Origin of the sequence: Mesorhizobium sp., assembly GCF_004962245.1 — a bacterium.
In the GTDB taxonomy this organism is placed as follows: Bacteria; Pseudomonadota; Alphaproteobacteria; order Rhizobiales; family Rhizobiaceae; genus Mesorhizobium.
Genome location: NZ_SUHQ01000051.1, coordinates 1 through 20,465 on the forward strand (window position 1 = coordinate 1; position 20,465 = coordinate 20,465).

Sequence of the window (20,465 nt, forward strand, 5' to 3'; positions counted from 1 at the left end):
CAATCGTGCCGATGTTCACATGAGGCTTTGTACGCTCGAATTTACCTTTTGCCATGTGATCTCTCCATTCCTGCTCGCCCGTGCGGGCTTTGAATTAAGTTAGCGCTGCAACCCGTTCGAGTTACGCGTATTTCTTCTGGACTTCCTGAGCGACCGCGGTCGGCACCGGCTCGTAGTGATCGAACTGCATCGTATAGGCCGCGCGGCCCTGGCTCATCGAGCGCAGGTTGTCGACGTATTTGAACATGTTGGCGAGCGGCACCATCGCGTTGATAACCACCGCCACGCCGCGGGCTTCCTGGCCCTGGATCTGGCCGCGACGGCCGTTCAGATCGCCGATAACGCTGCCGACATAATCTTCCGGCGTCACCACTTCGACCTTCATGATCGGCTCGAGCAGCTGCACGCCAAGTCTTGGCGCCGCTTCACGGAAGCAGGCACGACCGGCGATTTCGAAGGCCAGAACGCTGGAGTCCACGTCATGGTAGGCACCATCGATCAGCGTCGCCTTGACGCCGATCATCGGGAAGCCGGCGAAAGGACCCGACGTCATGACGCTGTTGATGCCCTTCTCGACACCGGGGATGTATTCCTTCGGCACAGCGCCGCCGACGATCTTGGATTCGAACAGGAATTCGCTGCTTTCCGGATTCGGCTCGAAAAGGATCTTGACGCGAGCGAACTGACCCGTGCCGCCGGTCTGCTTCTTGTGGGTGTAGTCCTGCTCCTGGCTGCGGGTGATCGTCTCGCGATAGGCCACCTGCGGCGCGCCGACATTGGCCTCGACCTTGAACTCGCGACGCATGCGATCGACGATGATGTCGAGGTGGAGCTCACCCATGCCGGAAATGATCGTCTGGCCTGATTCCTCGTCAGTCTTGACGCGGAAGGAGGGGTCCTCGGCAGCCAGGCGATGCAGCGCAAGGCCCATCTTCTCCTGGTCGTTCTTGGTCTTCGGCTCGATCGCGATCTGAATGACCGGATCGGGGAATTCCATGCGCTCGAGGATCACCGGATGCAGCGGATCGCAGAGCGTATCGCCCGTGGTCGTGTCCTTGAGGCCGGCCAGGGCGACGATGTCGCCGGCGAAAGCCTCTTCGACGTCGGCGCGCGAGTTCGCATGCATCTGCAGCATGCGGCCGATGCGCTCCTTCTTGCCCTTGACCGTGTTGTCGACCGAGATGCCCTTGGCGAGCTTGCCCGAATAGATGCGGGCAAAGGTGAGCGAACCGACGAACGGGTCGTTCATGATCTTGAAGGCGAGCATCGACAGCGGCTCGCTGTCGTCGGCGTGACGCTCGATCTCGGCGTCGGTCTTGGCATCAACGCCCTTGATGGCCGGGACGTCGGCCGGCGACGGCAGATACTCGACGACGGCGTCGAGCAGCGGCTGCACGCCCTTGTTCTTGAAGGCCGAGCCACAGAACATCGGGTAGAACTTCACCGCAATGGTGCCCTTGCGGATCAGCGCACGGATCTCGTCATTGCTCGGCATCTTGCCGTCGAGGTAATTCTCGAGCGCCGTCTCGTCCATTTCGACGGCGGCTTCGATCATCTTCTCGCGGTATTCTTCGGCACGAGCCTTGAGGTCGTCCGGGATCTCGACGACATCCCAGGCAGCGCCCAGCGTTTCGTCACGCCAGACCAGCGCGTTCATCTCGACGAGGTCGACGACGCCCTTGAACTCGGTCTCGGCACCGATCGGCAGCTGCATGACGACGGCATGCGCGCCGAGGCGCGAGCCGATCATCTCGACCGAGCGGTAAAAATCGGCGCCGATCTTGTCCATCTTGTTGCAGAAGATCATGCGCGGCACGCGGTACTTGTCGGCCTGGCGCCAGACGGTTTCCGTCTGCGGCTCAACACCGGCATTGGCGTCGAGCAGCGCAATGGCGCCGTCAAGCACGCGCAGCGAACGCTCGACCTCGATGGTGAAGTCGACGTGGCCGGGAGTGTCGATGATGTTGAAACGGCGCATCTTGCCGTCACGACCCTTCCAGAAGGTCGTGGTCGCGGCCGACGTGATGGTGATGCCGCGTTCCTGCTCCTGCTCCATCCAGTCCATGGTGGCAGCGCCGTCATGGACTTCGCCGATCTTGTGCGACTTGCCCGTGTAGTAGAGGACGCGCTCGGTGGTCGTCGTCTTGCCGGCGTCGATATGCGCCATGATACCGAAATTGCGGTAGTCTTCGATTTTATATTCGCGGGCCATGGGAGGTGCCTCTCAGTCTCGTTCGCGCTTTACCAGCGGTAGTGCGCGAAGGCGCGGTTGGCTTCTGCCATCTTGTGGGTGTCTTCACGCTTCTTGACGGCGGTGCCGCGGTTGTTGGCCGCGTCCATAAGCTCGCCGGAGAGGCGGTCGACCATAGTGGTCTCGTTGCGGTTGCGGGCGGCGGCGATCAGCCAGCGGATGGCCAGCGCCTGACGGCGCTCAGGGCGCACGTCGACCGGAACCTGGTAGGTGGCGCCACCGACGCGGCGCGAACGCACTTCCACGTGCGGCGCGACATTGTCGAGCGCCTGATGGAAGACGGTGACCGGCTCCTGCTTGGTCTTGGACTGGACCTGATCCAGCGCGCCGTAGACGATGGTCTCGGCAACCGACTTCTTGCCATCATACATGACGGCGTTCATGAACTTGGTGACGATCAGATCGCCGAACTTCGGGTCCGGATTGATCTCACGCTTTTCTGCACTGTGACGACGGGACATTTTTTCTCTGCCTCAATTCTGCGTGGTGGCCTGGATCCCGGATCGTCGCTTCGCTGCGTCCGGGATGACCTTCGCTACGCTTCGGTCACTTCGGACGCTTGGCGCCGTATTTCGAACGGCGCTGCTTGCGGTTCTTCACACCCTGGGTGTCGAGCACGCCACGAATGATATGGTAGCGGACGCCAGGAAGATCCTTGACGCGGCCGCCGCGGATCATCACCACGGAGTGCTCCTGAAGGTTGTGACCTTCGCCGGGGATGTAACCGATCACTTCAAAACCATTGGTCAGGCGGATCTTGGCCACCTTGCGCAGCGCAGAGTTCGGCTTCTTCGGCGTCGTTGTGTAGACGCGCGTGCAGACGCCCCGCTTCTGCGGGTTCTGCTCCATGGCCGGGACCTTGTTGCGCTTCACCGGCGCTATGCGCGGCTTGCGGATCAGCTGGTTGACGGTAGGCATTAAACCCTCTTGTCTCTCAATTCCGTGTCTCGCCCGGTCAGGGCCGCTCAAAGCGTCATTTCCATACGCAAATTCGGGCCACAAACCGCAACTCGCGGTCTTGCCCGAACAAATGGCAGAGGAAGCGGAAGCCGCTTCATGCACGCCGGAAATGTCTTTTCGCTCGTAAAACGAACCCTGTTTGAGGCAAACTCCAAAGCGCGTCGCTTCGGAAGGGAGAGCCTCACATCGGTTCTGACTGGCCGGCTTCTACTCGCAAGCCTGTTGCCCGTCAACCCCGGAGCGCCAAATATTGCGCTGAAACCGAGGCTTGGCAGCCATGCGGAAAGCGCATGTAATTTTCTTTCGCCATTTTGCAAGAGGAAGGAAGAAAGTGACCGGCTTCCGGCTGTTGTACAGCCAGGCTTCATGCGAAAAAGGCGGCATGAACAGCGCAAATCCCCTCGCCCGGAGGAATCGGCCCGTGAACGACAACGATGAGCGCCCGGTCACCATCATCACGGGCCGGGTGTGGAAGAGGAAAGGTGGCAAGCCGGAAGGCGTCCACGTCATGCTGGTCGCGCCCGACGACGATTCGGCGGTGCGCCGAGCGCTCGAATCACTGGCGGCCGAAGGCTACGCCGAGGCCGAGCTCGACCAGATCGGCGACCTGGACGGCGTGCCCGACGAAGAGCCACACCTGTCGGCCTACCAAGGCGCGCTCGAAGGCGAAGTGTCGATCGTCACCTTCGACGTCGCAGTCTAAAGCAGGCCGATCCGAATAGGGGCGCATCTGAAACGAGGCCGATCTCGGCAGGCCGCCGCCAAGCCTGCCGCGGCTTGCCCGGCATCGGTTCTCTGCTAAGAACCAATCGCTGCCAAGAGCAATGCATTTCCAATCCGCGGAGTCTCCCATGTCCAGGAATAGCGATCCTATCAAGCTCGGCATCGTCGGGGTGGGAAAGATCGTCCGCGACCAGCACCTGCCGGCCCTGGCAAAGGACCAGGACTACCGCCTTGTCGCCGCAGCCAGCCGGCACGGCAAGGTGGACGGCATCGCGAACTTTCCAACGATCGAGGCAATGCTCGACGCGGTGCCGGAACTCGAGGCGGTGTCGCTCTGCATGCCGCCGCAGTTCCGCTACGACGCCGCGCGAACCGCGCTCGAAGCGAAAAAACACGTCTTCCTGGAAAAGCCGCCCGGCGCCACGGTCAGCGAGGTCGAGGACCTGAAAGCACTGGCGGCGACAAACGACGTCTCGCTGTTCGCCAGCTGGCATTCGCGCTATGCGCCGGCGGTGGAAGCCGCGCGCGCGTTCCTCGGCTCGACCCAGATCAGATCGGCCGCCATCAACTGGAAGGAAGACGTGCGCCGCTGGCACCCGAACCAGGACTGGATCTGGGCTCCAGGCGGCTTCGGCGTGTTCGATCCCGGTATCAACGCGCTGTCGATCGCGACCCATATCCTGCCGCCGATGTTCATCAGTTCGGCGGACCTCGATTTTCCCGAAAACCGCGCGGCCCCGATCGCCGCACACATTGCCCTGCGCACCTCGAACGGCTTGCCGGTGACGATGGAGCTCGACTGGCGCCAGACCGGCCCGCAAAGCTGGGACATCCTGGCCGAGACTGACAAGGGCGCGATGGTTCTTTCGGGCGGCGGGTCAAAACTCGCGGTCGACGGCCGCGTCGTTCACGACGAGCCGGAAGCCGAATATCCGATGCTCTACAGGCGTTTCGCCGAGATCGTGCGCGCCGGCGTTTCCGATGTCGATCTCGCCCCGCTGCAGCACGTCGCCGACGCCTTCATGCTCGGCAAGCGCAATGTCGTAGAGGCGTTTTACGACTAAGGTCGATCGCCGCGCGAAGAGCGAGCTTGGTCGACCTTCCAATCTCACCTCGCTCACTTCGTCGCCATCGTGCTCACAGAAGATAGCCACTCGAACACCTCAAACAAAAAAGCCGCCGGGTTGCCCCGACGGCTTCGTTGCCTGAGATCTGTACCGCCGCGCTTACTGCGCGGCGGAAACCATGTCGGTCAGCATCGGCTCGGCGACCTCGACGCCCGACGCCTTGCGGCGCTCGTCGATGATCAGCTCGTCGCGCGAGGTGGCGATGCGCCGGATCTGGCTCATCGTGCCGCCGGTGCCTGCCGGGATCAGCCGGCCGACGATGACGTTTTCCTTCAGCCCCTGCAGCATGTCGGTCTTACCGGCAACCGCCGCTTCGGTCAGCACCCGGGTCGTCTCCTGGAAGGAGGCGGCCGAGATGAAGGACGGCGTCTGCAGTGAGGCCTTGGTGATGCCCAAGAGCACCGGCTGGCCTTCGGCCGGCTTCTTGCCGTCCTCGACCAGGCGCTCGTTGACCTCTTCCAGCTCGATCACGTCGACGTGATCGCCCGGAATGTAGGTCGAGTCGCCCTGCGCGGTGATCTCGACCTTCTGCAGCATCTGGCGAACGATCACCTCGATGTGCTTGTCGTTGATCGACACGCCCTGCAGGCGGTAGACCTCCTGGATCTCGTTGACGAGGTATGAGGCAAGTGCCTCCACGCCCTTGATCGCCAGGATGTCGTGCGGCGCCGGATTGCCGTCGAGGATGTAGTCGCCCTTCTCGATGACGTCGCCGTCCTGGAGATGGAACGGCTTGCCCTTCGGGATCAGGTACTCGACCGGCTCAAGCGTCGAGTCATGCGGCTCGATGATGATGCGGCGCTTGTTCTTGTAGTCGCGGCCGAAGCGGATCGTGCCGTCGATCTCGGCGATGATGGCGTGATCCTTCGGACGGCGTGCCTCGAACAGTTCGGCAACACGCGGCAGACCGCCGGTGATGTCCTTGGTCTTGGCGCTTTCCAGGGGGATACGCGCCAGCACGTCGCCGGGCTTCACATGCGCACCCGGCTCGACCGAAAGAATGGCCTCGACCGAGAGCAGGAAGCGGGCGTCGCCGCCCTTCGACAGCTTGCCGACCTTGCCCTTGGTATCCTGGACAATCATCGCCGGCTTGAGGTCGTTGCCGCGTGGCGTCGAACGCCAGTCGATGACCTCGCGCTTGGTGATGCCGGTCGATTCGTCGGCCGTTTCCTGAACGGAAATGCCGTCGACCAGATCCTCGAACTGCACCGTGCCCTCGATTTCGGTGAGGATCGGGCGGGTATAAGGATCCCACTCGGCGATGCGCTGGCCGCGCTTCACCTTGTCGCCATCGTCCACGAAGATGCGCGAACCATAGGTGACACGGTGCGTGGCGCGCTCCTTGCCGGCCTCGTCGAGGATCAGCACCGCCATGTTGCGGCCCATGACCATCTGCTGGCCGTCGGAGTTGCGCACTACGTTGCGGTTGCGGATCTCGACCTTGCCCTCATACGAGGCTTCAAGGAACGAACTATCCACCACCTGCGCCGTACCGCCCATGTGGAAGGTACGCATGGTGAGCTGAGTACCCGGCTCGCCGATCGACTGCGCCGCGATGACGCCGACAGCCTCGCCCTGGTTGACCGGGGTGCCGCGGGCCAGATCGCGTCCGTAGCAGACCGCGCACACACCGACCCTGACGTCGCAGGTCAGCGCCGAGCGGATGCGGACCGACTGGACGCCGGCCTTTTCGATCTGCTCCACGTCGCGTTCGTCCATCAGCGTTCCGGCCTTGACCAGAACCTCGCCCGACACCGGATGGGTGATGTCGTCGAGCGCCGTACGGCCAAGAACGCGCTGGCCGACGGAAGCGACGACCTGACCGGCATCGACGATCGGCTGCATGGTAAGGCCCTTGTCGGTGCCGCAGTCGACGGAGTTGACGATGCAGTCCTGCGCCACGTCGACCAGACGACGGGTGAGGTAACCCGAGTTCGCCGTCTTCAAGGCGGTGTCTGCCAGACCCTTGCGGGCGCCGTGGGTCGAGTTGAAGTACTCGAGCACGGTCAGGCCTTCCTTGAAGTTCGAGATGATCGGCGTCTCGATGATCTCACCGCTAGGCTTGGCCATCAGGCCGCGCATACCGGCAAGCTGGCGCATCTGGGTGGGCGAGCCGCGCGCACCGGAGTGCGACATCATGTAGATCGAGTTCATCGGCTTTTGACGGCCATTGTCCTCGAACTCGACCGCCTTGATGCGGGCCATCATCTCGTCGGCGACCTTTTCCGAACATTTGGCCCAGGCGTCGACGACCTTGTTGTACTTCTCGCCCTGCGTGATCAGGCCGTCATTATACTGCTGCTCGTATTCCTTGGCCAAAGCCTCGGTGTCGGACACGAGCTTGATCTTGGCATCCGGGATCAGCATGTCGTCCTTGCCGAACGAGATACCGGCGCGGCAGGCGTGGCTGAAGCCGAGGGCCATGATGCGGTCGCAGAAAATGACCGTCTCCTTCTGACCGCAATGGCGGTAGACGGTATCGATCATCTTGGAGATGTTCTTCTTGGTCATCTCCTGGTTGGCGGTCTCGTAAGGCACGTTGACGTTCTTCGGCAGAAGCTCGCCGATGATCATGCGGCCGGGCGTGGTGTCGTAGATCTTCGACACGACATTGCCTTCGGCGTCGACCGAGCGGAAGCGACCCTTGATCTTGGCGTGCAGCGTCACTGCCTTGGTCTCGAGCGCGTGCTGGAGTTCGCCCATATCGGCAAACACCATGCCCTCGCCCGGCTCGTTCTGGTTGACGATCGAGAGATAGTAGAGGCCGAGAACCATGTCCTGCGAGGGCACGATGATCGGCGCGCCGGAAGCCGGGTGCAGGATGTTGTTGGTCGACATCATCAGCACGCGGGCTTCAAGCTGCGCTTCCAGCGACAGCGGCACGTGAACCGCCATCTGGTCGCCGTCGAAGTCGGCGTTGAAGGCCGTGCAGACCAGCGGGTGAAGCTGGATCGCCTTGCCTTCGATCAGGATCGGCTCGAACGCCTGGATGCCGAGGCGGTGCAGCGTCGGCGCACGGTTCAAGAGCACCGGATGCTCGCGGATAACCTCGTCGAGGATATCCCAGACCTCCGGACGCTCCTTCTCGACCAGCTTCTTCGCCTGCTTGACGGTCGAGGAATAACCCTTGGCGTCGAGACGGGCATAGATGAAGGGCTTGAACAGTTCGAGCGCCATCTTCTTCGGCAGGCCGCACTGGTGCAGCTTGAGTTCCGGACCGGTCACGATGACCGAGCGGCCGGAATAATCGACGCGCTTGCCGAGTAGGTTCTGGCGGAACCGGCCCTGCTTGCCCTTGAGCATGTCGGACAGCGACTTCAGCGGACGCTTGTTGGCGCCGGTGATGACGCGGCCGCGGCGGCCGTTGTCGAACAGCGCGTCGACGGCTTCCTGCAGCATGCGCTTTTCATTGCGCACGATGATGCCGGGCGCGCGCAGCTCGATCAGCCGCTTCAGGCGGTTGTTGCGGTTGATGACGCGGCGATAGAGATCGTTGAGGTCGGATGTGGCGAAGCGTCCACCATCAAGAGGAACCAGCGGACGCAGGTCCGGCGGGATCACCGGAACCACCTTCATGATCATCCATTCCGGACGGTTGCCGGATTCCATGAAGTTCTCGACGACCTTGAGCCGCTTCAGGTACTTCTTCTGCTTGAGCTCGGACGTGGTCGAAGCCAGCTCCGAACGCAGGTCGCCGGCGATCTTCTCCAGGTCCATACCGGCCAGAAGGTCGTGGATGGCCTCGGCGCCGATCATGGCGGTGAACGAGTCCTCGCCATATTCGTCGACGGCGATCATGTACTCCTCCTCACTGAGAAGCTGGTGCTCCTTCAGCGCGGTGAGGCCGGGCTCGGTGACGATGTAGTTCTCGAAGTAGAGAACGCGCTCGATATCCTTCAGCGTCATGTCGAGCAGCGTGCCGATACGCGACGGCAGCGACTTCAGGAACCAGATATGGGCGACGGGCGCAGCCAGCTCGATATGGCCCATACGCTCGCGGCGGACGCGCGACAGCGTCACTTCGACGCCGCACTTCTCGCAGATGACGCCCTTGTACTTCATGCGCTTGTACTTGCCGCACAGGCACTCGTAGTCCTTGATCGGACCGAAAATGCGCGCACAGAACAGACCGTCGCGCTCCGGCTTGAAGGTGCGGTAGTTGATGGTCTCCGGCTTCTTGATCTCGCCGAACGACCAGGACAGAATCTTCTCAGGACTGGCGAGCGAGATCCGGATGGAATCGAACACCTGCGCAGGCGCCTGGGGGTTGAAGAGATTCATGACCTCTTGGTTCATGCCGTTCTCCTTTTCGGGGTCCTCGAAAACCCCTTGCATCTAGCGCGGGCCAAACGCCCGCCGACTTGTCGGCCATCGGCCGAAGAATTGGTGCGTGCGGTCGCGGGAGCCCTCTCCCGCGACCACGCGCTGGCTTATTCGGCCGCGTCGGGCAGCCGGACTGGTGTTTCGTCGAGCTTGGTGTTCTCCAGCTCGACATTGAGGCCCAGAGACCGCATTTCCTTGACGAGAACGTTGAAGCTCTCGGGAATGCCAGCCTCGAACGTGTCGTCGCCTCTGACGATCGCCTCGTAGACCTTGGTGCGGCCGGCGACGTCATCCGACTTCACCGTCAGCATCTCCTGCAGCGTGTAGGCGGCGCCGTACGCTTCGAGCGCCCAGACCTCCATCTCGCCGAAGCGCTGGCCACCGAACTGCGCCTTGCCGCCCAGCGGCTGCTGGGTAACGAGCGAGTACGGTCCGATCGAACGCGCGTGGATCTTGTCGTCCACAAGATGGTGAAGCTTGAGCATATATATGTAGCCCATCGTCACTTTGCGGTCGAACGGCTCGCCGGTGCGCCCGTCATAGAGCTGCGACTGACCGCTGGTGTGCAGGCCCGCCTGCTCCAGCATGATGTTGATGTCGGCCTCGTGCGCGCCGTCGAACACCGGTGTCGCGATCGAGACGCCGCGACGCATCTGCTCGCTGAGGCGAACGATACTCTCGTCGTCATACTCGCGAACCGGCTCGTTGCGGTCGTTGGCCGGCATGAAGCTCTCGAGCGTCTTGCGCAGCGGCTTGATGTCGCCGCCCGTCTTGTAGGCGTCGATCAGCTCACCGATCTTCCTGCCCATTCCGGCACAAGCCCAGCCCAGATGCGTCTCCAGGATCTGGCCGACATTCATGCGGCTCGGCACACCCAGCGGGTTGAGCACGATATCGGCATGCGTGCCGTCCTCGAGGAACGGCATGTCCTCGACCGGAACGATCCGCGACACGACACCCTTGTTGCCGTGCCGGCCGGCCATCTTGTCGCCGGGCTGCATCTTGCGCTTCACAGCCACGAAGACCTTGACCATCTTCATGACGCCGGGAGGCATCTCGTCGCCGCGCTGCACCTTCTCGACCTTGTCCATGAAGCGCTGTTCGAGCGCCTTCTTGGAATCGTCGTACTGGCCACGCAGGGCTTCCAGTTCGCTCTGGAGCTTTTCGTTCTCCACCGCAAACTGCCACCACTGCGAACGCGGATACTCGTCGAGCATGTCCTTCGACAGTTTCGAGCCCTTCTTGAAGCCCTTCGGTCCGGCAATCGCTTCCTTGCCGACGAGAACGTCGGAAAGGCGCGAATAGACGTTGCGGTCGAGGATCGCCTGCTCGTCGTCACGGTCCTTGGCGAGGCGTTCGATCTCCTCGCGCTCGATCGCCATGGCGCGCTCGTCCTTCTCCACACCATGGCGGTTGAAGACGCGCACCTCGACGACGGTGCCGAAGGTTCCGGGCGGCATGCGCATGGAGGTGTCACGCACGTCCGATGCCTTTTCGCCGAAGATGGCGCGCAGAAGCTTCTCTTCCGGCGTCATCGGGCTTTCACCCTTCGGCGTGATCTTGCCGACCAGGATGTCGCCCGGCTGCACTTCCGCGCCGATGTAGACGATACCGGCCTCGTCGAGGTTCTTCAGCGCTTCTTCCGAGACGTTGGGAATGTCGCGCGTGATTTCCTCAGGCCCGAGCTTGGTGTCGCGCGCCATGACCTCGAACTCCTCGATGTGGATCGAGGTGAAGACGTCGTCGGCGACGATGCGCTCGGACAAGAGGATCGAGTCCTCGTAGTTGTAGCCGTTCCACGGCATGAACGCGACCAGCACGTTGCGGCCAAGCGCCAGGTCGCCAAGCTCGGTCGACGGACCGTCGGCGATGATGTCGCCCTTGTTGACCCGGTCGCCCATGCGCACCAGCGGACGCTGGTTGATGCAGGTGTTCTGGTTCGAACGCTGGAACTTCATCAGCCGGTAGATGTCGACGCCGGACTTGCCGGGATCGAGATCTTCCGTGGCGCGGATGACGATACGCGTCGCGTCCACCTGGTCGACGATGCCGCCACGGCGGGCGCCGATGGCGGCGCCCGAGTCACGGGCGACGATCGGCTCCATGCCGGTGCCGACAAACGGCGCTTCGGCGCGCACCAGCGGCACGGCCTGACGCTGCATGTTCGAGCCCATCAGGGCGCGGTTGGCGTCGTCGTTCTCGAGGAACGGGATCAGGGCCGCGGCCACCGACACCATCTGCTTCGGCGACACGTCCATCAGATCGACGTTTTCGCGCGGCGCCATCATCACTTCGCCGGCGTTGCGGCAAATGACGAACTCGTCGACGAAACCACCATTCTTGTCGAGCTCGGCATTGGCCTGCGCAACGTGGTGCTTGGCCTCTTCCATCGCGGAGAGGTAGACGACCTCATTGGTCAGCTTGCCGTTAACGATCTTGCGGTACGGGCTCTCGATGAAGCCGTACTTGTTGACGCGCGCAAAGGTGGCCAGCGAGTTGATCAGACCGATATTCGGGCCTTCCGGCGTCTCGATCGGGCAGATGCGGCCGTAATGCGTCGGGTGCACGTCGCGCACCTCGAAGCCGGCGCGCTCGCGGGTCAGACCACCGGGTCCAAGAGCCGAGAGGCGGCGCTTGTGGGTGATCTCCGACAGCGGGTTCGTCTGGTCCATGAACTGCGACAGCTGCGAGGAACCGAAGAACTCGCGCACGGCGGCAGCCGCCGGCTTGGCGTTGATCAGGTCCTGCGGCATCACCGTATCGATCTCGATCGACGACATGCGCTCCTTGATCGCGCGCTCCATGCGCAGCAGGCCGACGCGGTACTGGTTTTCCATCAGCTCGCCGACCGAGCGCACGCGGCGATTGCCGAGATTGTCGATGTCGTCGATCTCGCCTTTGCCGTCGCGCAGTTCGACGAGCGTCTTGACCACGGCCAGGATGTCGTCCTTGCGCAGCACGCGCACGGTATCCTCGGCCTTAAGCTCGAGGCGCATGTTCATCTTGACGCGGCCGACGGCCGACAGATCATAGCGCTCGCTGTCGAAGAACAGCGAGTTGAACATGGCTTCGGCGGTCTCGAGCGTCGGCGGCTCGCCGGGGCGCATGACGCGGTAGATATCGAACAGCGCGTCCTGGCGGCTCTCGTTCTTGTCGACGCTGAGCGTGTTGCGGATGTAGGCGCCGACATTGACGTGGTCGATGTCGAGAACCTTGATCTCGTCATCGCCGGCGCCGAGAAGCACCTTCAGCGTCTTTTCGTCGATCTCGTCGCCGGCTTCGAGGAAAATCTCGCCGGTGCCGTAGTTGACGATGTCCTCGGCAAGATAGTTGCCGAGCAGATCCTCGTCGGTCGCCTTGATCGCCTTGAGACCCTTTTCGCCAAGCTGACGGGCCTGGCGTGCGGTGATCTTCTTGCCGGCCTCGACGACCACTTCGCCGGTATCGGCGTCGACCAGGTCGCCAACGGCCTTGAGGCCACGGAAACGCTCGACGTTGAACGGGATGCGCCAATGGTCGCCGGCGCGCTTGTAGGTGATCTTGTTGTAGAAGGTCGACAGGATCTCCTCGGCGTCCATGCCGAGCGCCATCAACAGCGACGTTACCGGAATCTTGCGGCGGCGGTCGATGCGGGCGTGCACGACGTCCTTGGAGTCGAACTCGATGTCGAGCCACGAGCCGCGATAGGGGATGACGCGCGCGGCAAACAGCAGCTTGCCCGACGAGTGCGACTTGCCCTTGTCATGATCGAAGAAGACGCCCGGCGAACGGTGCATCTGCGAGACGATGACGCGCTCGGTGCCGTTGACGATGAAGGTGCCGTTCAAGGTCATGAGCGGCATGTCGCCCATGTAGACGTCCTGCTCCTTGATGTCCTTGATCGACTTGGCACCGGTGTCCTCGTCGATATCGAACACGATGAGGCGCAGCGTCACCTTCAGCGGCGCGGCATAGGTCAGGTCGCGCTGACGGCATTCGTCAACGTCGAATTTCGGTCCTTCGAACTCGTACTTCACGAATTCCAGCATCGAGGAGCCGGAAAAGTCGGAGATCGGGAAGACCGACTTGAAAACCGCCTGCAGTCCCTCATCAGGACGCCCGCCCTTGGGCTCCTCCACCATCAGGAACTGGTCATAGGATGCCTTCTGAACCTCGATCAGGTTCGGCATCTCCGCAACTTCCGGGATCTTTCCGAAGAACTTGCGTACGCGTCTGCGGCCATTGAAAGTCTGTGTCTGGGCCATCGTCGCTCCTTAGCTCGATTCTCGGGGCGAGCCTCGCCGCGGCTCGCCTTGCATTCTCGGCCACCTCGGCGGCGGCCTTCTATTTGTTCACCCGCCACCTGTCGGTGGCCGGCCAAAACGGGAGAAAACCCGTTTCCTGAAGGCCGGTTCACGGCCCTCAGGAAAGAGGTTTTCGTACTTCGCGTTACGCAGCCTCCCTTCGCGCCAAGGGAGTGGCGGACGGCGCGAAGCCGCCCGCCGGTACTCAACGCTTACTTCAGTTCGACCTTGGCGCCGGCTGCTTCCAGCTGGGCCTTGAACTTGTCCGCGTCGGCCTTGGAAACGGCTTCCTTGACCGGCTTCGGAGCCGCCTCGACCAGATCCTTGGCTTCCTTGAGGCCAAGACCGGTGATGGCGCGAACTTCCTTGATGACGTTGATCTTCTGAGCGCCCGCCTCGGTGAGGACGACGTCGAATTCCGTCTTTTCTTCGACCGGAGCAGCAGCGGCCGCAGCACCGCCAGCGGCGGCAACCGCCACCGGAGCAGCGGCGGAAACGCCCCACTTTTCTTCCAGAAGCTTCGACAGCTCGGCCGCCTCGAGGACGGTCAGCTTCGAAAGGTCGTCTACGATCTTTGCGAGATCAGCCATTGCAATATTCCTTCATAAGGTTCGAACGTGTGTTTGTGATAGCGAGGAACGGCCTCATGCCGCCTCGTCCTTCCGGGCGTAAGCGCCGATAACGCGCGCGACCGAAGCCGCAGGCGCATTGACGATCTGGGCGATCCGGGTTGCCGGTGTGGCGATCATGCCAACCAGCCTGCCGCGCAGCTCATCGAGCGACGGAAGTGCGGCGAGTGCCTTCACACCGTCGGCGTTGAGCGAGGTGGTGCCCATTGCGCCGCCGAGAATGACGAGCTTGTCATTTCCCTTGGCGAAATCGGACGCGACCTTCGGCGCCGTAACCGGATCCTCCGAATAAGCGATCAGCGTCTGTCCCTTGAACAGATCGATGATCGATGCGGAGTCCGTGCCCTGAAGAGCGATTTTGGCGAGACGGTTCTTCGCGACTTTGACGGTGCCACCGGCGGCGCGCATCTTCGACCGGAGGTCGTTCATTTGCGCGACGGTGATACCGGCGTAGTGGGCCACGACGACTGAACCAGCGCTTGAAAACGCATCATTCAGGCCCGTGACGAGTTCGCGTTTTTCCGCTCTGTCCACTGCCTATCTCCAGTTGACCCCTGCCCCATTCACGAGGACAGGCGTCGGGTTGCCTTTTGCCGGCCGGGCCATCCAGTTACGGATCTCCCGAACGACGCTCGAGGATCCTGCCCCCTTTCGCCACACCAGCCGGCAAGCCGAATGGTGCGCAGACAAAAGGCAAACACGGTTCGAACCTTTCATTGGAGCAGTCGCTCCGTTGTCCGGTCTTCACCCGTCTCATGCAGGCCCACATGAATTAAGGCCCCCTTTGAATTAGGCTTGAGGGCCGCCTGCAATCTCGGACAGGATGTCCGGAAGCCTTCCGACTTCCGGTACCGGGCCGCCAAGATAAATTGGAGGCCCGGAATTCTGTTGGCGGATCAGCCCTTTAGCGGCCAATCCAGATCGTTCGTATCAGGACGCTGTCAGCGTCGAGACGTCGAGCTTGAGGCCTGGGCCCATCGTCGAGGTGACCGACACCCTCTTGACGTAGTTGCCCTTGGCGCCAGCCGGCTTCGCCTTGTTCACCGCGTCAGCGAAGGCGCGGACGTTCTCTTCCAGCGCCTTGACGTCGAACGAGACCTTGCCAACGCCGCCATGAACGATGCCGGCCTTCTCGACGCGGAACTCGACGGCGCCGCCCTTCGACGCCTTGACGGCGGCGGCAACGTCGGTGGTGACGGTACCGACCTTCGGGTTCGGCATCATGCCACGCGGGCCGAGCACCTTGCCCAGACGGCCGACCAGCGGCATCATGTCCGGCGTGGCGATGCAGCGATCGAAGTCGATCGTTCCCTTCTGGACGATTTCGACCAGATCCTCGGCGCCAACGACATCGGCGCCGGCGGCCTTGGCTTCGTCGGCCTTGTCGCCACGCGCGAAAACGGCGACGCGGACGGTACGGCCGGTGCCGTTCGGCAGATTGACCACGCCACGGACCATCTGGTCGGCATGACGCGGGTCGACACCCAGGTTCATCGCGACTTCAATGGTCTCGTCGAACTTCACCGAGGACCGCTCCTTGAGCAGCTTCAGCGCGTCACCCAGGGCATAGGCCTTGTTGGGATCGATGCCTTCGCGGGTCTTCGATACACGCTTTGCAATCTTTGCCATGATCTCAGCCCACCACTTCCAGACCCATCGAGCGGGCGGAGCCCTCGACCATGCGCATGGCTCCCTCGATATCGGTTGCGTTCAGATCCTTCATCTTCTGCTCGGCGATGGCGCGCACCTTGTCGCGGCCGATCGTGCCGGCCTTGACCTTGCCCGGCTCCTTCGAGCCCGACTTCAGGTTCGCGGCCTTCTTCAGGAAGTAGCTCACCGGCGGCGTCTTCATGACGAAGGTGAACGACTTGTCCTGGTAGTAGGTGATCACGACCGGAATCGGCGATCCCTTTTCCATTTCCTGGGTCTGCGCGTTGAACGCCTTGCAGAACTCCATGATGTTGATGCCGCGCTGACCAAGCGCCGGTCCGATCGGGGGCGACGGCGTAGCCGAGCCCGCGGAAACCTGGAGCTTGAGCTGGCCTGCAATTTTCTTAGCCATCTCTTCCTGCCTTTATCTCATGCCGGCCTTGCCGGCGGTTGCAGTCTGGTGGTGCGGTTCCTGCGGCCGGCTAAGCCGCATTCGCCTCCCACCGTTGTGGCCGCGCGATCTCCGCGCCGCCTCCCTCATCGCCGAATGAGCGACGAGGATCCCGGATCAGCCCTTTTCGACCTGTCCGAATTCAAGATCGACCGGCACGGCGCGCCCGAAGATCGAAACTTCCACCTTGAGCCGCGCCCGCTCCTCGTCCACTTCCTGGACAAAACCGTTGAACGACGCGAACGGGCCGTCCGAGACGCGGATCGCCTCGCCGATCTCGAAAGTGACCGACGGCTTCGGCCGCTCGACGCCTTCCTGCACCTGGTTCAGGATGCGCTGGGCCTCGGCCTCGGTGATCGGCACCGGCTTCGAGTCACCCAGGAAGCCGGTGACCTTCGGCGTGTTCTTCACGAGCGAGAACACCGCATCGGTCAGGTTGGCCTTCAGGAGCACGTAACCCGGGAAGAACTTGCGCTCGGCATCGACCTTGCGGCCGCGGCGAATCTCGACGACCTTCTCGGTCGGCACCACGATCTGCTCGATTTCAGCGGACAGGCCTTTCTGCTTGGCCTTGTGCTCGATGTCCTCGGCGACCTTTTTTTCAAAGTTCGAATAGGCGTGGACGATGTACCACCGCGCAGTCATATCAAGACTTCTCCGTAATCGCCGGACTTAGCGTCCAATGCCCAGAATCTGCTCGACCCCAAGGCCCATGAGCTGATCGGCGGTAAAGAAAAAGATCATCGCGATCACAGCGAACGCCAGGACCATCACCGTCGAGATCATCGTTTCGCGCCGGGACGGCCAAGTCACCTTGGCGGTCTCCGAGCGAACCTGCTGGAGAAAGACGAAAGGATTTGTGGTTTTCGAAGCCATGTGCCGCTCTGTCTGCAAGACCCGTTGACCGGATCTCCTGGATGATCCCGTTGACCGGGATGTGCCGCCTGAGCCCGTGTTCGCGCCGAATCAGCGCAATCATTTCGCCCATGCAAATCGGACGCGTAAAGCCGGCTTCCCAGCTCCACGCGTCGCGTGTCTGTTTCCTCTACATAAAACCGATTCTTGATCCACGCAAGTGGCAAGTGTCCGCTTTATGACAAACGCCGCCTCGGAACCATCCAGTCGTCCCGTCCCGGCTATGGCGCTCTTATGCCCCAATCCAACCTAAATGGCAAGTCACCCGCCGGTTTTCAAAGGCTGGCTGATGGAAACCAGCGCATGCGCGCGAAACCGCGATCGATTTTGCTGCGCTGCCCCTGGGTTCGGAAGGATCATGCGCAACGACGCTGTAGACGTTTCGGTTCGCCATTTTGAAAAATGGCACGGGCAGCAGGGCTCGAACCTACGACCTGCGGTTTTGGAGACCGCCGCTCTACCAACTGAGCTATGCCCGTATCGCGCGCGTGTCGGCGCAGCAGGCGCTTCCTAAAAGCTTCCGCGCGCTCTGTAAAGAGCGGTCTGATTGGATTGTGCCATTCACGTCGTGCACCAGAAATCCGGATAGGCGACGACCAGTCCGTCAGGTCGATCTCGACCCCTCGCCTGAGGTCGCCGCAAGCCGGGATCACCCGCCCGACGGCGGCTGATAAGGACCTCCCGGTACGCCCCACCCCCAGGCCGGCATCGGTTCCGTCTCCGGATCGCAGGTCTCGCCGAGATTGGAGTTCATCTTGGCCAACCGCGACCCCCATTCGACATAGGCCATGAAAGCCGAGCGGAATTCCGGATCGTCCGGCAGCCCGACCTCATCGGCGGCATCAGCGAGCAGATCGATCCAGCGCCGGCGCTGCTCTTCGCTCAGATGCCTGCCGAGATGATGCACCACCATCTCGCGGTGACCGCCATGCTTTTCGCTGTAGGTCTTCGGTCCGCCGAAGACCTCGCCGATGAAGGCCGCGACATGGGCAGGATGATCCGGCGACATGTTTTTGAACACCGGGCCGACGACCGGATCCCGAGACACCTTGCCGTAGAACGTTTGGGTCAGGCGGTTCAGGGCTGCGGTGCCGCCGGCCCATTCGAACAATGTCGGAATATCCTGGCTCATTCTCGATCCTCGACGGGGCGGACTGTCAATTGCTTCGGGACGATAGCGGAACTATCGAACGTTGCTCAACCTGCCTCGATGGCCAGTTGGGCCTCTGCGGCGTCTGCGCCCTACAACTTGACGGGCGTGTCGGCCTGAACCTCGGACGTCGACACCATGCGGCAATTCTCCGGCATGGGCTCCAATTTGCAGATGGTCGGACCGGTAAATTCATCCACCGATTCAAGCCCGGTCGTCAGCCCGACTTTCAACATCATGGCGGGTTCGAGCTGCCGATGGCGCGAGTCCGGCACCGACCGCATCGCCGCCAGCAGACCGGGTCCGACCGCCATGTCCCTGAGATAGGATTTGACCCGCTGCTCCAGCCCCATCGAATGCACGGTCACCTGCGCACGAGGACCGACAAGGCGTCTGACGCCGCCAGCGAGCATGATCGGACAGGCTGCGCCACACTCGCCGCTCGCATCGATCGTGAGCCCGACATAGACGCCGTCTTCGGCGGTGCAATCCGCCTTGTCCGGCTCGCATCCGATGAAGTCCGTCCGTGCAACGGCCACGTCGAGCTTGCGTTCTCTAATCAACCTTCCAGTGGCCAGAGCGCCGAGCACGTCACCTCCGGGCGAGTTGACCACCACGGGCAGTCGCCGATCGCCGATCGTGTCAAGCAACTGGCGCAGCCGCTCCGGCGTTTGAGTGCTGATGGTGCCTTCCGCAGAGATCCATTCGGGACAATTGGGATCGCAGAGAAAACTTCTGCCTCGAACCAGAACGAAGCGCATATCCTTGACGTCGTCCCGCCGCACGGCTTCGGGTTCGGCCGACGCGGCGGGAGCGGGCTTGGCGTACGCCATCGCGTCGCCGGCAGGCTTCGTGGCTTTGTCCGCCGGCGCCGGTATTTCCCTGCAGTTCGCGGCCACCGGATCGGTTTTGCACAGGGTTGCCGCGGTCAGCAGGTCGACGGAATCCAGGCTGGTGACGAGGTTTGCCTGCAGCATGTCGTAGGGAGCCAGTTGCTGGATGCTGCTGGCCGGCGTGTTCTTCATCGTCTCGAGCACGTCCCGGCCGACACCCATCTCCTTGAGATAGGCCGCCAGTCTTTTCTCCGTCGCCTTGCTCATCTCATAGGTCTTGTAGCTGCCGGCGTTCTTGCGGCTGACGATCTTCTTGCTGAGGACCTTCTTCTTGCCTCTCACCACGCGATACGTGGTTCGGTACTGCAATTTCGTCCTGATATAGGTCGTAGTGATCTGATGGACGCCGAGATAGGCCCATTGCCCGACCACACGCCTGATGCCACCGGCAAACATCAGCGGGCAAGCGGAATTGCAGATGGCGCCGCCAGCATAGGGACTGCCGAAATACCGGGCGCCCTTGCCGTCGTTTTCCTTGCAGTTCTTCACGTCGGGCAGGCAGCCGACGAACTGGGTCTTGCCGACCGCGATATCGAGCTTGTTCTTGCGGATCAGACGGCCCAGTGCCAGCGCCGCATCGACGTTGCCGCCGGGAGAATCCACGACAAGCGGCAGTTTTCGACCGCCGAGAGCTTTGAGCGTGCGTTTGAAAAGGGCCGGCGTGCCGGCTTCTATCGAGCCTTCGGCCGATATCCATTCCGGGCAGGTCGGTTCGCAACCAGGCGCGCTGCTGCGGACGATGACAAACCGCATCGTCGGGCCAAGATCCGACGCGGATTTTTTTGTGTTCGCCGCGAAAGCAGCGTCTCCCATGACAAGGAACGACGCCAGGCAGATCAGCCCGAGCGACCACCATGTCTGGCCATTCAAACGGCGCCACGGAACCATTTGGGCAAGCCCCCAACGATGCAACTTATACTAGTTGAGGTTTGGACGCTTGCAACAGGGTTTTGCGACGACGCCGCAAGCGCATGTCGGCTGTACTTAAAATACAAAAAGGGCAGCCCCGAGGACTGCCCTTTCGCATTCGATGTGACCGGCAAATGCCGGTGTCGATTACTCTTTGATGGTGACGACGATGCCGGCACCGACGGTGCGGCCGCCTTCACG

Annotated in this window: 16 protein-coding genes and 1 tRNA gene; 3 read left to right on the forward strand and 14 right to left on the reverse strand. The window is 62.2% G+C overall.

Annotated elements, in window-relative coordinates; genetic code table 11:
* Positions 1-121: 121 nt before the first annotated feature.
* The 3 genes from fusA to rpsL form a co-directional block, all read right to left on the reverse strand.
* Positions 122-2,212: an elongation factor G gene (gene fusA / locus E5X88_RS31610; protein WP_292168119.1), complete on the reverse strand. Its 2,091-nt coding sequence runs from the start codon at positions 2,210-2,212 to the stop codon at positions 122-124.
* 29 nt (positions 2,213-2,241) lie between these two features.
* Complete coding sequence (rpsG, locus tag E5X88_RS31615) at positions 2,242-2,712, reverse strand: 30S ribosomal protein S7 (RefSeq protein WP_008875664.1); 471 nt, start codon at positions 2,710-2,712, stop codon at positions 2,242-2,244.
* Between the two features lie 85 nt (positions 2,713-2,797).
* Positions 2,798-3,169, reverse strand: coding sequence for a 30S ribosomal protein S12 (rpsL, locus tag E5X88_RS31620; protein ID WP_126042443.1), 372 nt, complete (start codon positions 3,167-3,169; stop codon positions 2,798-2,800).
* 463 nt (positions 3,170-3,632) lie between these two features.
* Between rpsL and E5X88_RS31625 the strand changes: the two genes are divergently transcribed.
* Positions 3,633-3,914 carry a transcriptional regulator gene (locus tag E5X88_RS31625; RefSeq protein WP_292168120.1) on the forward strand — a complete coding sequence of 94 codons (282 nt, stop codon included), beginning with the start codon at positions 3,633-3,635 and terminating at the stop codon, positions 3,912-3,914.
* Positions 3,915-4,062: 148 nt separating this feature from the next.
* Positions 4,063-4,998 carry a Gfo/Idh/MocA family oxidoreductase gene (locus tag E5X88_RS31630; protein ID WP_292168122.1) on the forward strand — a complete coding sequence of 312 codons (936 nt, stop codon included), beginning with the start codon at positions 4,063-4,065 and terminating at the stop codon, positions 4,996-4,998.
* A gap of 162 nt (positions 4,999-5,160) precedes the next feature.
* Here the strand turns inward: E5X88_RS31630 and rpoC are convergent, their stop codons facing one another.
* The 11 genes from rpoC to E5X88_RS31685 all read right to left on the reverse strand — a co-directional run bounded on the left by rpoC (position 5,161) and on the right by E5X88_RS31685 (position 20,243).
* A complete protein-coding gene (gene rpoC / locus E5X88_RS31635) occupies positions 5,161-9,357 on the reverse strand; it encodes a DNA-directed RNA polymerase subunit beta' (protein ID WP_292168125.1) in 4,197 nt (1,398 codons plus the stop codon).
* Between the two features lie 134 nt (positions 9,358-9,491).
* Complete coding sequence (rpoB, locus tag E5X88_RS31640) at positions 9,492-13,628, reverse strand: DNA-directed RNA polymerase subunit beta (RefSeq protein WP_292168126.1); 4,137 nt, start codon at positions 13,626-13,628, stop codon at positions 9,492-9,494.
* Positions 13,629-13,879: 251 nt separating this feature from the next.
* Complete coding sequence (gene rplL, locus E5X88_RS31645) at positions 13,880-14,257, reverse strand: 50S ribosomal protein L7/L12 (protein ID WP_023680442.1); 378 nt, start codon at positions 14,255-14,257, stop codon at positions 13,880-13,882.
* 54 nt (positions 14,258-14,311) lie between these two features.
* Positions 14,312-14,830: a 50S ribosomal protein L10 gene (rplJ, locus tag E5X88_RS31650; protein WP_292168128.1), complete on the reverse strand. Its 519-nt coding sequence runs from the start codon at positions 14,828-14,830 to the stop codon at positions 14,312-14,314.
* Between the two features lie 396 nt (positions 14,831-15,226).
* Positions 15,227-15,925, reverse strand: coding sequence for a 50S ribosomal protein L1 (gene rplA, locus E5X88_RS31655; RefSeq protein WP_292168130.1), 699 nt, complete (start codon positions 15,923-15,925; stop codon positions 15,227-15,229).
* Between the two features lie 4 nt (positions 15,926-15,929).
* Positions 15,930-16,358, reverse strand: a complete 429-nt coding sequence (rplK, locus tag E5X88_RS31660) for a 50S ribosomal protein L11 (RefSeq protein ID WP_029352163.1) — start codon at positions 16,356-16,358, stop codon at positions 15,930-15,932.
* A gap of 156 nt (positions 16,359-16,514) precedes the next feature.
* A complete protein-coding gene (gene nusG / locus E5X88_RS31665) occupies positions 16,515-17,042 on the reverse strand; it encodes a transcription termination/antitermination protein NusG (RefSeq protein WP_126042459.1) in 528 nt (175 codons plus the stop codon).
* A gap of 27 nt (positions 17,043-17,069) precedes the next feature.
* Positions 17,070-17,273, reverse strand: coding sequence for a preprotein translocase subunit SecE (gene secE, locus E5X88_RS31670; protein WP_126042461.1), 204 nt, complete (start codon positions 17,271-17,273; stop codon positions 17,070-17,072).
* Positions 17,274-17,715: 442 nt separating this feature from the next.
* Positions 17,716-17,791: transfer RNA gene (locus E5X88_RS31675), tRNA-Trp, on the reverse strand.
* 170 nt (positions 17,792-17,961) lie between these two features.
* Positions 17,962-18,444, reverse strand: a complete 483-nt coding sequence (locus E5X88_RS31680; RefSeq protein ID WP_292168134.1) for a group II truncated hemoglobin — start codon at positions 18,442-18,444, stop codon at positions 17,962-17,964.
* Between the two features lie 110 nt (positions 18,445-18,554).
* A complete protein-coding gene (locus E5X88_RS31685) occupies positions 18,555-20,243 on the reverse strand; it encodes a hypothetical protein (protein WP_292168136.1) in 1,689 nt (562 codons plus the stop codon).
* An 18-nt stretch (positions 20,244-20,261) separates the two neighbouring features.
* Between E5X88_RS31685 and E5X88_RS31690 the strand changes: the two genes are divergently transcribed.
* The coding region (locus E5X88_RS31690) for a hypothetical protein (protein WP_292168137.1) at positions 20,262-20,465 on the forward strand (204 nt) is incomplete at its 3' end.